This window comes from Bifidobacterium sp. LH_491, assembly GCF_056356495.1.
In genome coordinates, this window is record NZ_JBKEUI010000001.1 from 625,287 (window position 1) to 639,557 (window position 14,271).

A 14,271-nucleotide genomic window follows, 5' to 3' on the forward strand; every position below is an offset into this window, starting at 1 on the left:
CGCAGGTGCAGGGGCGCGTCACGCGCCAGACAAAGCAGAAGGATGCGGTGCGCGATGCGTTGCGTGAGGCCGGTGACTTCATGTCGGCGCAGCAGTTACATCGGGTGTTGGAGGCCGATGGCGTGAGCATTGGGTTGGCAACGGTGTATCGCCAGCTCAATGCCATGGCGCAGGACGGACAGGCTGATACGTTGCGCTTGGATGGCCAACAGCTGTTCCGTTTGTGCGGCGAAGTGGGGCACCACCATCATTTGGTGTGCCGTCGGTGCGGCCGCACGGTTGATATTGAACCGCCGAGCGAGGAATGGCTGCGAAGCGTGGCGAACCAGCATGGTTTTACGGTGGAGACGCATACGCTGGAAATGTTCGGCGTGTGCGCGCAATGTCGTCAGGAATCCTTGTAATACCAGTCTTTTCGGCACGTTGTTTCTGCGATTGTATTGTTGATATTGAGAATTATTCTCAATATATGCTAGGATGCATCATACGCCCACAACGTGGGGTTAATTCTGTGCAACGAACAACGGTTCGGAAAGGACATAATGATGCATACCGTAATTCGCAAGACGCTTGCCATGGGTGTTGCGGCATTGGCATTGGTGGGATTTTCAGGTTGCGGCGGCGCGAGCGCGTCTGCCGAAACCATCAACGTGGTGTCCAGCGTCAACCAATGGGGCACCATGGCGCAGGCGCTGGGCGGCGACCACGTGCAGGTGACGTCGCTGTTGAGTAATGCCAACGCCGATGCGCATGATTATGAGCCAACGAGCCAGGATATTGCGGCGATTTCGCGCGCTCAGGTGATTGTGGTTAACGGTGCCGATTATGACCATTGGGCGAGCAAAGCAGCGGAAGGCACTAAGGCTGTGGTGGTGGATGTCGCTGAGGCTGCCTCGGTCAAGGAGGGGGCCAATCCACATCTGTGGTTCTCCGCACAGGCCCGTCAGGCCGCGGCAAAGGCCATCGTCAAGGCGTATCGCCAAGTGGATCAGAATCACGCCAAGGCGTATGACCGGCAGCTTGCCCAGTGGGACGAGCAGGAGCAGGAGTTGGAGCAGGATATGGCGGCTGCGCGTGAGTCAATCGCCGGCAAGCCCTATGCCGCTACGGAGTCGGTGGCCGATTATCTCATGGATGATTTGGGACTTAAGGATGTGACGCCGCGTGGGTACGCGCAGGCCGCCGCCAACGAAAGCGAGCCGACCCCTGCGGATCTGCGTACGTTCAGCGAGCTGTTGACGGCACGCGAGGCGTCTGTGCTCGTAGTGAATACGCAGGAGGGCGGCGCTACGGTATCACAGCTTTCGCAGGCGGCGAAGTCGGCGAACGTGCCCATCGTGGAGGTCAGCGAGCATATGCCGCAACAATACGATGACGTGCATGCCTGGATGCGCGGATTGGTGAAGGACGTGCAAACAGCGCTTGCCTAGGCGTGTTGCCTGAGCCGGATCGTATCGCACTGCGCATATCAGGAAACACTCAGGGTTTGTCAGAGTTGTTCTACGGCTTGCCTGAATTACAGTGGATTGTTGGCATTGATTGTAAAAGAACTGTTCACGGGCTAGGCAACTATCGTTCGGCGCGGCATAATATCCGACGGACAAGAAACGGGGTGATGCGCGGGAACGCCGCGCTAGCCCCGTGTGACGATAAAACGATAGGCGGAGCGATTACAGCATGAGTGATACGAAATTCAACGCTTCGATTGAGGAACTCAACATCAGCCGCGCGACGGCCGAGACGAAGGCGAAGACAGTGCGCCGTGCATTCCCCGGCTGGTTGTATGGCGTGCTGTTTGTGGTGTTTGATTTGCTGGCGGTGGTGTTGCTGCAGTGGGGCGTGACCTTGAGCAGCACACGCGTGCAGCTGTCCAGCCCGCTTAACGGCGTGGGTGATTTCATCGCGAAAATGTGGACCAAAGGCAATTTCGTAGTAGTGCTCAACCTTATTGTGTTGGGAATCATCTACCTCATCTTGCTGATGCTTACCAACCGGTTTTGGATTGCCACGCCGATCTTCATAGCGGTAGCGTTGATTATTGCGGTAATTGAACGCTTCAAAGTGCAAATTCGCTATGAGGCGATTCTGCCCGCTGATTTGAATTTCCTGCATTCTGACGCGGGGAGTTTGATTAGTTTCATGCCACCGGGAGCGCATTGGACGATACTGGGAGCGGTCGTGGCCTTCGCGGTGTTTGTGGCGCTGTTCGTGTGGCTGAACCATATCGATGGACGTCACGGGCGCATGATTCGCAGTGCCAATCCCGCTTTGGGCGCGGTAGCCCGTCTGTTGCTGATTGTGGTGCCGGCATTGTTCTTCGGCCTGTTCACCGCGCAGGTAAGCACGGTGGATTCGTGGGCGAACCGGTGGAGCAAGTGGATGGGTGATACGCCGTCCATGTGGGATTCGGTGTATGATGCGCAGCGCAATGGTCCGGTGATTTCATTCATGCGACAGCTCAATCCGAAGGTGATGGACGAGCCGGAAGGCTACAGCGAGTCCACGATGAAAGCCGTGCTCAAACGGTATCAAGAAGCGGCGAAAACCATTAATGCCTCTCGCAAGACATCTTTGACGGATAGCACGGTGGTGTATGTGCTGTCGGAATCGTTTTCCGATCCGTCGCGCGTACCGGGCCTGCAGCTGAACAAGGATGCGATTCCCAACATTCGTGCCATCAAGGAGAATACGACTAGTGGCTTAATGCTGTCGTCCGGCTATGGTGGCGGCACCGCGAACCTTGAATACATGGGCTTGACTGGATTGAGCATGGCGAATTTCGACTCGTCGTTGACCAGCCCGTACCAGCAGCTGGTGCCCAATGAGCATTGGACACCAACCATCAATCAGATGTGGGGGGCGACCAGCCATTCCGTAGCATTCCACCCGTATGAGCCATCCATGTATTCGCGTGCCATCAACTACAAGAAGTTCGGTTTCTCCCACTTCTACACGCTGGAAGGTGACGATATCATCGCCCATCAGGACAAGATCGATGATTCGCCATATGTGTCGGATGCCGCCACGTATCAGAGTGCGTTGGATGAGATTTCGTCGAATTCGACGAACCAGTTCATCCAAATCATCACCATGCAAAATCACATGCCGTACAACGGGTGGTATCGCAACAACGACTTCAAGGCGACGAGCACGGATGCGAACGAACCGTTGGGCAAGGACGAGACGAAGTCCATTGAAACCTACGCCAAGGGTGCCAGCATCACCGATGAGGCGACGAAGGATTTCCTGGACAAGTTGGATGCTTTGGATAAGCCGGTGACGGTGGTGTTCTACGGTGACCATTTGCCCGGTATCTACTCCACGGCCGGCGCGAATGACGACAATTCACTGGCCTTGCATCTGACCGATTACTTCATTTGGTCGAACAAGGCTTCGGGTGACCAAGGCAACAAGGTGGAGAACAGCGAGTATTCATCGCCGAACTTCTTCGTGGCGCAAGCTGCCGAGCATATGAACGCGAAGGTGTCGCCGTACCTGGCGTTCCTCACTGAATTGCACAGCAAGGTGGCCGCCATGGAACCGCCGGTGGTGAATAACATTCAAGGCTGGGATCGTATTCCCGAGGGCCAGTCGATTTATTTGGACAGCGACGGCAAGCCGATGGTCGAATCCGACATGGATAAGGAAACCAAGCAGCTGCTCGCCGATTACAAGCTGATTCAGTACGACATTACGGCAGGTAAGAACTATCTGAAGAATACGTCGTTTATGGACTTGCCGAAGTCGTAGGCAGACGGTATCGCCGGATTGCATATGAGCTCCTTGCGCGGTTGCGTGAGGGGCTCATGCGTATGGGCATGGGCATTGGATGTGTCTGTATCGGAATGCATGTGCGCGTTGAGTGCTTGTGTATTTTGGAGTGCCCGTGTGTGTTGTAGTGTTCGTGTATATCGAGGCGACCATAGGCGTTGGGGGCATGTTTGACGGGGCTGGCCGCTGTTTTCGGTGAGAACTGGTGTCGTCGCAGACCTCTGTTTTCGGTGAGAGCTGGTGTCGGCTGTCTCGTGCCATTGGTGTGTTTTCGATATCGGTGCGGGCGCGGAACTGTGCATGTGCCGTACCTGTAATTGGAAAGTGTGTGTTTTCCACACCGGTGGAGGCCGGTTTGGGCCTGTAGGAGTGGTGGAAACACGCACTTTTGGTCGTGGAATGGTGTAAGCACACACGAACCAGCTCCTAACAATGGTGTAAACACACACCGTCGGACGCGGCTCGCCATCGATGCCGAACACATACTTTGCCCCGAGCTCGAGTTCCGGGCACAGATTCTGGTGGCGAGCAAACTCCTGCAGGATCTACGTGCACGGCATGCTCCGTGTATTGTCTGAGTGAGCGGTGAACTCGTGACGTTTCTGCAACAGGCAAGGGGTAGGCCACTGCAATGTAGTGGCCTACCCCTTGATAGTCCGGGATATATAGGCTGTTGATGCCATCCAACCGCTTATTGCAGCGCCTTGGCTCCGATGTCGTGCCGGTAGAACATGCCGGAGGTGTCCACGCTTTCGAGCATCGTGTACAGCCGCTGTTGGGCTTGGCGAATATTGTCGGCCGTGGTTTGCACGAGCAGTACGCGGCCGGAAGCGGACTGCAGGCCGTGCTCGCCGTTGGCTACACCGGCGTAGTACACATGTGTGTGCTCATCCACGGGGAAGTCGGGGATGAGCGCGCCAGTGGTCAGCTCGCCTGGGTATCCGTCAGCGGCCAGTACCACGCCCAGCGTGGTCGCGTCGTCGCGCCATGTGAACTGCGGGTCGCCGCCTTGCATCAAGGTGGCGATGGCGTTGCCGAAATCGCAGGTGAGACGGGGGAGAATCACTTCGGTTTCCGGATCGCCGAAACGTGCGTTGAATTCGATGACCTTCGGCCCGTCTGCCGTGGCGATCAGTCCCGCGTAGAGAATGCCGCGGAACGACGTGCCTTCGGCAACCATGGCTTGCACGGTGGGACGCACAATGGTGTCGATGGCGGTGTCGATGACGTCTTGTCCGATTTGCGGGACAGGGCTATACGCACCCATGCCGCCGGTGTTGGGGCCTTTGTCGTTGTCGTAGGCACGCTTGTGGTCTTGCGAGATGGGCATGGGCCAGAAGCGTTCGCCGTCCACGAAGCTCATGAGCGAGAATTCCTGGCCTTCCAGATATTCCTCGATAACCACTTTGGCACCCGCCGTGCCGAAGCGATGGTCGATGAAAATATCCTCCAGCGCGGCTACCGCCGTGTCGATATCCATGGCTACGGTCACGCCTTTGCCGGCGGCCAATCCGTCGGCCTTGATGACGATGGGGGCGCCCTCGTGCAAGACGTATGCTTTGGCGGGATCCAGCTCATCGAAGGTGCGATAGCGTGCCGTGGGTATATGGTGCCGAGCCATAAGCTGCTTGGCGAAGTCCTTCGAGCCTTCGATTTGCGCGGCGGCCTTGGACGGGCCGAACGCCGCAATGCCAGCCTGTTCGAAATCGTCGACGATACCTTCGATGAGCGGCACTTCCGGTCCAACGAATACCCAGTCGTAGCTGTTGTCGTTGACGAAGTCGATTAGCGCGGCATGATTGGAGACATTGAGCTGCGTAGTGCGTATGCCGTCGCGTTCCATGCCGGGGTTTCCGGGGGCGACGGTGACTTCTTCGACGCTTGCCGAGCGCAGTAACGTGTGGGCGATGGCGTGCTCTCGCGCGCCCGAACCGATGACCAGTACCTTCATGTCGTTTCCTTCCCGTTGGCCGCGTTACGCCAGTTCCACGTCATCGCCGTTCTTGGCGATGACCGAGCCGATGACATAGCCCTGTTCGCCGTGTTCACGCAACAGCTCCAGGGTGTGCGAGGCCTGGTCGGCGTCAACTGCCAACACCATGCCGATGCCCATGTTGAAAATGTTGAACATTTCCGCATGATCGATGCTGCCCGCGCGTTCGATAACGTCGAAAATCGGCAGGATGGGCCAGGAGCCTTGCTCGATGCGTACCGCTAGAGTGTCGGGAATCATGCGCGGAATATTTTCGATGAATCCGCCGCCGGTAATGTGGGCGACGCCCTTGACCACGCCGGCCGCAAACAGTGGCTTGAGGGCCTGCACGTAAATGGTGGTGGGAGTAAGCAACACGTCGCCAAGCGTACGGCCGTCGCATTCGTCCAGCACGGTGTCCACCGTGTAGCCGGCTTGTTCGAACAAGGCCTTGCGGACCAAGGAGAAACCGTTGGAATGCACGCCGCTGGAGGGCAGGCCGATGAGCACGTCGCCTTGCGCGATGCTCGATCCATCGACGATGGCGCTGCGTTCCGCAACACCTACCGCAAAGCCGGCCAAGTCGTATTCGTCGGCATCATACATGCCGGGCATTTCCGCAGTTTCGCCGCCGATAAGCGCGGCGCCAGCCTGCACGCAACCGTCGGCCACGCCGGATACCACGCGCTCCAGCAGCGCCGGATCGTTCTTGCCGCAGGCGATGTAGTCGAGGAAGAACAGCGGCTGGGCGCCTTGCGCGGCGATGTCGTTGACGCACATGGCCACGCAGTCGATGCCGATGGTGTCATGTTTGCCGGCCATGTTGGCGACCATGAGCTTGGTGCCCACGCCGTCCGTACCGGATATCAGCACCGGTTCGCGGTAGCCTAGGGAAGCGAGGTCGAACAACCCGCCGAATCCGCCGATGCCGCCCATCACCCCGGGGCGTGCGGTGCGATTGACGTGCGAGGTGATGCGTTTGACGACTTCGTAGCCAGCTTCCACGCTGACTCCGGCGTTTTCATAAGCGTGTGGCATGAGGAACCTTTCTGTGAGTGATGCCGCGTGTGGCTTGTGCTGATTGCGTGGAACAACAATACGCGGTGTTCGACCTGTCGTGTCGAACACCGCGAAGCTGTTATCTCAAGGTATATTCGTTACCTTCGTAGTCGCTGTCGGTTTGGGCGAACCGTGGTAGGCGCACTTGGTCCTCCGGGGTGAGAGAAGCCAGGAAATCGGCTTCGTAATCATCCAAGGCGGTGGGGTAGTCGCCGTTGAAGTAGGCTACGCACAGGCCGCCGTAGGGCGCGTCATCGTGCATGCCGATGGATTCGACAAGTCCGTCGAGACTCAAGAATGCCAGCGAATCGGCGCCGATGTAGTCGCGAATTTCTTCGACGCTTTTTTTGGCGGCGATCAATTCGCGGGTGGTTTGAATGTCGATGCCGTAGAAGCAGGGATATTTCAGTGGCGGCGAGGAAATACGCATGTGTACTTCAGACGCTCCGGCTTCGCGCAGCAGTTGCACGATGCGTCGGGAGGTAGTGCCGCGCACAATGGAATCGTCGAGTACGATGACGCGTTTGCCTTTGACCACGCCGCGCACGGCGGAGAGCTTCATGCGCACGCCCTGTTCGCGTAACTCTTGGGTGGGTTGGATGAACGTGCGGGCTACGTACTGGTTCTTGATCAGACCCATTTCGTTGGGGATGCCGGTGGCCTCCGAGTAGCCAGAAGCTGCGGACAGCGAGGAGTTGGGGACGCCGATAACCATATCCGCCTCGACCGGTGATTCTGCGGCCAGCCGTGCGCCCATGCGCTTGCGGGCGGAATGGACGTTGATGCCGTAGATATTGGAGTCCGGGCGGGCGAAGTAGATGAATTCCATCGAACAGATCGCCAGTTGTGTGCGGTCGGTGTAGGTGTCGATGGTGTAGCCGTCGTCGTTGACCACGACGATTTCGCCGGGGCGGATGTCACGCACCAGGTCGGCGCCGACGATATCCAGCGCGCAGGTTTCCGAGGCGAGTACGTAGGCACCGTTTTTCATGCGGCCCAGGGAAAGTGGTCGGAAGCCGTTGGGATCCAGCGCGCCGATCATGGCATCGGGTGTCATCAGCAGATAGGCAAAGCCGCCGTGTACGGTGTTGAGCGCTTCCTTGAGCTTGTCCATGAACGTGGGTTGTTCGGAACGACGGATCAAGTGCATGAGCACTTCGGTGTCGGAATTGGAGTGGAAGATGGCGCCTTCCTGTTCGAGCTCGCGCTTGAGCGCGCGGCAGTTGGTGAGGTTGCCGTTGTGTCCCAGAGCGACGTCACCGTCATGGAACCGGAAGATGAACGGCTGGATATTGTCGGTGGAGCCGGAACCGGATGTGGCGTACCGCACATGGCCGATAGCTTTGTCGCCTTTGAGTCGCACGATGTCGCGTTCGTCGGAGAATACTTTGGTGAGGAGCCCCAGCCCTCGGTGACCATGCAGGTGGCCGCCGTCGTTGGATACGATACCGGCGCCTTCCTGTCCGCGGTGTTGCAGTGCGTGCAATCCGAAGTAGGTCAGACGAGCGGCATCAGGATGCCCCCACACGCCAAAAATGCCACATTCCTCATGGATGTCTTCGAGCTCAGCGGACATGCCCAGCGACTTCCTTTCCGTTGGTTGTAAGGATGCAAGGAGTATCGCCTGTCGATACCTCTTCACCTTACCAATCAGGGCTAACAAGCGTAGGCGTTGTGGTGTCGCGTGACGGCAGGTCCAGGATTCATGGCATCGGCATGCGGTGTTACCGTGGAACGTATCAATCATGATGGTATTGGATGTCGCAAAGCTGTCTGGCATCTATGCCGGCGCATGTACCGGAAAGGGAACCGCTATGGGTATGCCGTTAGATTTATATGTGATTCGTCATGGCGAATCGGAGGCAAATGTTATTGTCAAGGCTGGCGAGCGGGGGGATAATTCGCTGTTTACGCAGGACAATGTTACCGTGCCTGACCGTTCGTGGCGTCTTACCGCGGTGGGGAGGCGGCAAGCGGATTGCATCGGGCGATGGTTGGTCAGCCAACAGCCAGTGTTCGACCGGTATCTGGTTTCGCCGTATGTGCGCACGCGCGAAACTGCGGCGACGATGGCGCTGCCCAAAGCCAAGTGGGAGGAGTGCCGGGTGCTGCGCGAACGGTCGTGGGGCGAAATCAGCACCATCACGCGAGACGAGTTTCGGGACAACTATCCGCGCAATTGGATGTTCAAACGCACCGATCCGTTGTATTGGCGTCCGCCGGCGGGCGAGTCCATCGCCGATGTGGCGGAGGATCGCGTGCATAACCTGCTTACGTCGCTCAACCGCCGTGCCGAGGCGCAAACCGTGGTGGCGGTGTCGCATGGCGACTTCATGCAGGCATTGATGCTGACGCTGGAAGACATTGTCGACGAGGAGTTTTTGCGGCGGTGCGAGGATGACGCCTGGCAGATCACCAACTGTACGTGTTTGCATTATTCGCGCCGCGACCCGCATACGGGACTGACTTCATCACGTATGTGCTGGGAGCAGACTGCCCGTCCCGTGGTGGATGAGCAGGGGCGCTGGCATGTTCAGGTCGAACCGTGGCGGCATTTCGGCAAGCCGATGATGTCCAACGGGGACTTGGTATCGGTGGTGCACGCCGTCAATCCGCACCTATAGTTACGATGCCGTCCGGCGTTTGCCCCCAGACGGTTACCCCCGCGATTGTTGCGGACGGCCGCCCATGGCCGGGGTGTGTCTCGCATGCCACCAAGCCCACGCGAGACACACCAATGGGTGGCGTTACGCGGTGAAGTACGCCACGCCGGCTTCGAACAGCGGCTGGTCGGTGTTGCCCGGAACGTTGAGGTACAGGCCCTGCCCGGAACGTTCCGAATGACCCATCTTGCCAAAGACGCGGCCGTCCGGGCTGGTGATTCCTTCGACCGCAAGCATCGAGCCGTTGGGATTGACGTCCAGCGCCATGCTGGGCTGGCCTTGCTCGTCGACGTACTGGGTGGCGATTTGGCCATTGGCGGCCAGTTGCGCCAGCATGTCGGGCGAGGAGACGAAGCGTCCTTCGCCGTGCGAAATGGCCACGGTATGCACGTCGTCGACCTGGGTGCGGGCCAGCCACGGCGACAGGGTGGACGCGACGCGCGTGCGCACCAGACGGCTTTGGTGCCGTCCGATGGTGTTGAACGTCAGCGTCGGGCAGGAGGCATCCATGGGAGTGATGTCTCCAAACGGCACCAGACCAAGCTTGATCAACGCCTGGAAACCGTTGCAGATACCCAACATCAGGCCGTCGCGGTTGTGCAGCAAATCGCGTACCGCATCGCTGACCTGCGGCGCGCGGAAGAAGGCCGTGATGAACTTGGCCGAGCCATCCGGTTCGTCGCCGCCCGAGAAGCCGCCGGGAATCATGACAATTTGGCTGGAGCGGATGGCCTTGGCCAAAGCATCGGTGGATTCGGCGATCGCATGGGCGTCGAGATTGTTGATGATCAGCGTGTCGACCTGTGCTCCGGCGCGTTCGAAGGCCGCGGCCGCGTCATACTCACAATTGTTGCCGGGGAAGACGGGGATGACGACTCGCGGCTTGGCGATGGACACTCCCTTGCGGGCGGTGGTGCTGCCGCAGAAGCGCACGGTGGGCACTTCCTCGCCGTCGGCGCGGTAGGGGAACACGGTTTCCATGCCATGCTCCCATACTTCCTGCAATTCCTGCATGTCGATGGTCTCCTGCGCGGTGCGCAGCGCGTATGCCGTAGTGGTGACGCCGATCTGCCGCACGTCGAGCAGTCCGGACAGCGTTTCGGGTGCGGTGGGCATTGCGGCGTTGTCGGTAAGTTCGACGAGGAACGAACCGTATGCCGGTGCGAATAGGGAGTCCACATCCACTGTGTCGTCAAGAGCAACGCCTAGTTGGTTCCCCAGCATCATGGAGAACAAAGCGTGTGCGGTGGCGCCGTATCCGGGGGTGCTGATGGCTTTGGCTGCACCGGAACGCACCAGCTGCTCCACCAGGGTGAAGGCGCCCAGCAGCGCCTCGCGGTCGGGGGTGAGGCCATCTTCGCCATAGCGTGGCGCGATGCGGATGATGCGGTGGTCGCTGCTCTTGAGCTCGGGTGAGACGATATGGTCGACCTTATCGACCGCCACGGCAAAGCTGATCAGCGTGGGTGGCACATCGAGGTGCTCGAAGCTTCCGCTCATCGAATCCTTGCCGCCGATGGCACCTACACCCAGATCGAGCTGTGCCATCAGTGCGCCCAGCACGGCGGCGACGGGCTTGCCCCAGCGCTGTGGCTGGTCCAACAGCTTGCCGAAATACTCTTGGAAGCTCAGGTAGGCGCGGGTATGGTCGAAGCCGGTGGCCACCAGTTTCGACAGGCTTTCGACCACGGACAGGTACGCACCGGTGAATTGGTTGCGTTCCATGATGTACGGGTTGAACCCCCATGCCATGCCGGAGACGGTGTTGGTGTGGCCGAATACAGGGAATTTGGCGACCATGGATTGCGCGGGGGTGAGCTGACGGCGTCCGCCGAACGGCATCAGCACGGTGCCCGCGCCGATGGTGGAGTCGAAGCGTTCGGCAAGACCCTTGTTGGAAGCAAGGTTGATGTCGCTGACCAAGGCATGCATCCGCTGGGAGAACGAGCCTTGCTGCCACGGCGTGGCGTAGCGTTCGCCGTGCTCGACGTGGGCGTCCATATGCTTGGCCGCTCCGTTGGTGTTGAGGAATTCGCGGGAGATGTCGACGATGGTGTCGCCGTTCCATTCCATCACCAGACGCTGTTCCTCGGTGACGGTGGCGATGACGGTGGCTTCGAGGTTTTCCTCGCGTGCGTAGGCGAGGAACGTGTCGACGTCTGCGGCGTCCACGGCTACGGCCATGCGCTCCTGGGATTCGGAGATGGCCAGTTCGGTGCCGTCGAGGCCTTCGTATTTCTTCGGTACGGCGTCGAGGTTGATGCGCAGACCGCCGGCGATTTCGCCGGTGGCTACGGACACGCCGCCCGCGCCGAAATCGTTGCATCGCTTGATGAGGCGGCAGGCGTCGCCGCGGCGGAATAGGCGCTGCAGTTTGCGTTCGATCGGGGCGTTGCCTTTTTGGACTTCGGCGCCGCAATCCTGCAGGCTTTCGACGTTTTGCGATTTGGACGATCCGGTCGCGCCGCCGATGCCGTCACGTCCCGTGCGTCCGCCGAGCAGGATGATGGCGTCGCCCGCGCCGGGCTCTTCGCGGCGCACATGACCGGCGGGCGTGGCGCCGACTACCGCGCCGACTTCCATACGTTTGGCGACGTAGCCCGGATGGTAGATTTCCTGCACTTGACCGGTGGCCAAGCCGATTTGGTTGCCGTAGGAGGAGTATCCGGCCGCGGCGGTGGTGACGAGCTTGCGCTGGGGGAGCTTGCCCGCCAGGGTATGCGATACCGGCACGGTGGGGTCGGCAGCGCCGGTGACGCGCATGGCCTGATACACGTAGGAGCGTCCCGACAGTGGATCGCGGATGCAGCCGCCGATGCAGGTGGCCGCGCCGCCGAAGGGCTCGATTTCGGTGGGATGGTTATGGGTTTCGTTCTTGAACAGGAACAGCCAGTCTTCGTCCTTGCCATCGACGTCCACGGTAACTTTCACCGTGCAGGCGTTGATTTCGTCGGATTCGTCAAGATTGGTCAGGATGCCTTCGTGCTTGAGCCATTTGGCGCCGATGGTGCCCATGTCCATAAGGGTGACGGGACGATCGTCGTGTCCCAGTTCCCGTCGGATGGCCTGATAGCGTTCGAATGCCTGGCGCACGGTGTCGTCGTCGATGGTGACATGGTCCAGTTGGGTGCCGAAGGTGGTGTGGCGGCAGTGGTCGGACCAGTAGGTGTCGATGACCTTGATTTCCGTGATGGTTGGGTTGCGGCGTTCGGCGCGGAAATAGTCGCGGCACAGCAGCGCGTCGGCCACGTCCATGGCCAGGCCTCGTTCGGCGATGAAGGTGCGCAGGCCTTCCTCGTCCAAATCGATGAAACCGTCGATGATTTCCACCGGTTTGGGCTGCGCCACATTCATCGTCAGGGTGTCCACCGTCTGCAAGCTGGCTTCGCGTGCTTCCACGGGGTTGATGACGTAGCGCTTGATGGCGTCGATGTCATCGGCGCTGAGCGTTCCGGAGAGCACGTATACTTTGGCGCTGCGTACTGTGGGGCGTTCGCCTTGGCTGATGAGCTGAATGCACTCGCTGGCGGATTCGGCACGCTGGTCAAACTGTCCGGGGAGGAACGCTACGGCGAATAGGGTATCGCCGCCGACCTCGGGAAGCTCACGGAATACGCGGTCCACCTGCGGTTCGCTGAATACGGTGGGTACGGCCTGATCGAAAAGCGCTTCGCTGAGGCCTTCGGCGTCGTATCGGTTGATGATGCGCACGCCGGTCAAAGCGTCGATGCCCAAAATGTCGGTGAGTTCGGTTGCCAGCTGCGTCGCTTCGACGTCATAGCCAGGTTGCTTTTCCACATATACGCGAAAGACCACGGGTATTGTCCTGTTCTCTTGGTCGTGTCGGAGTTTGTATTGATCGGTTGAGAAGGGGAAAGGAAAACCCGCGTGGGCGGCTGCCCGACGCGGGTTTTCTTGATTATTCGGAAGGTACGATGCCTCGCGAGTCGGCAAGTGCCTTCAAGCGTGCGTAGATTTCCTCGTAGGCGGGAATGATGTTGCCCAAGTCACGTCGGAACAGATCCTTGTCGAGATGCTCGACGGCGTCTCCACCGTGCTTGCGGTCCCACAGACGGCAGGTGTCGGGCGTGATTTCGTCGGCGAGCAGGATGGTGCCGTCGCTGGTGATGCCTTCTTCGATTTTGAAATCGACCAATTGCACGTCGACGGCGCCGAAGATGTCGAGCAGTGCGTCGTTGACGGCGCGGGCCTGACGGGAGATTGCCGCAAGTTCGTCCTCGCTGGCGACCCCTAGGGCGACGATGCCGTCATCGTTGATGAACGGGTCGCCCAAATCGTCGGACTTGAGGCAGAATTCTAGAATCGGTTTGCGCAAGGGCGTGCCCTCTTCGATGCCGTAGCGTTTGGCGAACGAGCCGGCGGCGGTGTTGCGCATGATGATTTCCAGCGGGAACATGCGCATGGAACGCACCAGCTGTTCGGTATCGCTGATCCGCTTGATGAAGTGGCTGTCGACGCCGCTGGCCTTCAAGAGGTCGAATATCACGGAGGTGATGCGGTTGTTCAAACTGGCCTTGCCTTCGATTTGGGCTTTTTTCGCGCCGTTGCCGGCGGTGGCCTGATTCATGTATTCGACCCAGAGCACCTCTGGATCATCCGTTGCGTACAGTTTTTTGGCTTTGCCTTCGTAGAGGCGTTCCAACTTCTCCATGACGTGCCTTCCCGTATTGTGTGTGGGTTGGATTTCAGGGTGTCTGACGTGTGCAAGGCTAGCAACGGGAGGCTACATACGAAGATGTGTCGCGTGTATTTATACGTTTGCCGTCTGAGTGTCTCATTGTGGAG

At 59.3% G+C, this 14,271-nt stretch carries 9 protein-coding genes; 4 read left to right on the top strand and 5 right to left on the bottom strand.

Annotated features, from left to right (window positions below):
- Positions 1-5: 5 nt before the first annotated feature.
- From AC1AWK_RS02145 to AC1AWK_RS02155, 3 genes are all read left to right on the top strand, one after another.
- Positions 6-404: a Fur family transcriptional regulator gene (locus AC1AWK_RS02145; protein ID WP_476569539.1), complete on the top strand. Its 399-nt coding sequence runs from the start codon at positions 6-8 to the stop codon at positions 402-404.
- 138 nt (positions 405-542) lie between these two features.
- Positions 543-1,430, top strand: a complete 888-nt coding sequence (locus AC1AWK_RS02150) for a metal ABC transporter solute-binding protein, Zn/Mn family (protein ID WP_476567737.1) — start codon at positions 543-545, stop codon at positions 1,428-1,430.
- Between the two features lie 247 nt (positions 1,431-1,677).
- On the top strand, positions 1,678-3,750 hold the full coding sequence (locus AC1AWK_RS02155) for an LTA synthase family protein (protein ID WP_476567739.1): 2,073 nt from the start codon (positions 1,678-1,680) through the stop codon (positions 3,748-3,750).
- Positions 3,751-4,462: 712 nt separating this feature from the next.
- On the opposite strand, the gene purD is transcribed toward AC1AWK_RS02155, so the two are convergent.
- The 3 genes from purD to purF all read right to left on the bottom strand — a co-directional run bounded on the left by purD (position 4,463) and on the right by purF (position 8,378).
- Positions 4,463-5,722, bottom strand: coding sequence for a phosphoribosylamine--glycine ligase (purD, locus tag AC1AWK_RS02160; RefSeq protein WP_476567741.1), 1,260 nt, complete (start codon positions 5,720-5,722; stop codon positions 4,463-4,465).
- 24 nt (positions 5,723-5,746) lie between these two features.
- Entirely contained in the window at positions 5,747-6,781 is a 1,035-nt protein-coding gene (gene purM, locus AC1AWK_RS02165) for a phosphoribosylformylglycinamidine cyclo-ligase (RefSeq protein WP_476567743.1), read from the bottom strand.
- A gap of 100 nt (positions 6,782-6,881) precedes the next feature.
- Positions 6,882-8,378: an amidophosphoribosyltransferase gene (gene purF, locus AC1AWK_RS02170; RefSeq protein ID WP_476567745.1), complete on the bottom strand. Its 1,497-nt coding sequence runs from the start codon at positions 8,376-8,378 to the stop codon at positions 6,882-6,884.
- A 238-nt stretch (positions 8,379-8,616) separates the two neighbouring features.
- Here purF and AC1AWK_RS02175 point away from each other — a divergent pair, with 238 nt between their 5' ends.
- Positions 8,617-9,426, top strand: coding sequence for a histidine phosphatase family protein (locus AC1AWK_RS02175; protein WP_476567746.1), 810 nt, complete (start codon positions 8,617-8,619; stop codon positions 9,424-9,426).
- Between the two features lie 123 nt (positions 9,427-9,549).
- Here AC1AWK_RS02175 and AC1AWK_RS02180 read toward each other — a convergent pair whose 3' ends face one another.
- Together AC1AWK_RS02180 and purC are read right to left on the bottom strand one after the other, a co-directional pair.
- Positions 9,550-13,281 (bottom strand): phosphoribosylformylglycinamidine synthase, encoded by a 3,732-nt coding sequence (locus AC1AWK_RS02180; protein ID WP_476567748.1) that lies wholly within the window; start codon positions 13,279-13,281, stop codon positions 9,550-9,552.
- 103 nt (positions 13,282-13,384) lie between these two features.
- On the bottom strand, positions 13,385-14,137 hold the full coding sequence (gene purC / locus AC1AWK_RS02185) for a phosphoribosylaminoimidazolesuccinocarboxamide synthase (RefSeq protein ID WP_476567750.1): 753 nt from the start codon (positions 14,135-14,137) through the stop codon (positions 13,385-13,387).
- Between the last annotated feature and the right edge of the window lie 134 nt (positions 14,138-14,271).

Coding starts and splice junctions, on each gene's coding strand:
- AC1AWK_RS02150 (WP_476567737.1), top strand. CDS start 543: ATGATGCATACCGTAATTCGCAAGACGCTTGCCATGGGTGTTGCGGCA.
- AC1AWK_RS02155 (WP_476567739.1), top strand. CDS start 1,678: ATGAGTGATACGAAATTCAACGCTTCGATTGAGGAACTCAACATCAGC.
- purD (WP_476567741.1), bottom strand. CDS start 5,722: ATGAAGGTACTGGTCATCGGTTCGGGCGCGCGAGAGCACGCCATCGCC.
- purM (WP_476567743.1), bottom strand. CDS start 6,781: ATGCCACACGCTTATGAAAACGCCGGAGTCAGCGTGGAAGCTGGCTAC.
- purF (WP_476567745.1), bottom strand. CDS start 8,378: ATGTCCGCTGAGCTCGAAGACATCCATGAGGAATGTGGCATTTTTGGC.
- AC1AWK_RS02175 (WP_476567746.1), top strand. CDS start 8,617: ATGGGTATGCCGTTAGATTTATATGTGATTCGTCATGGCGAATCGGAG.
- purC (WP_476567750.1), bottom strand. CDS start 14,137: ATGGAGAAGTTGGAACGCCTCTACGAAGGCAAAGCCAAAAAACTGTAC.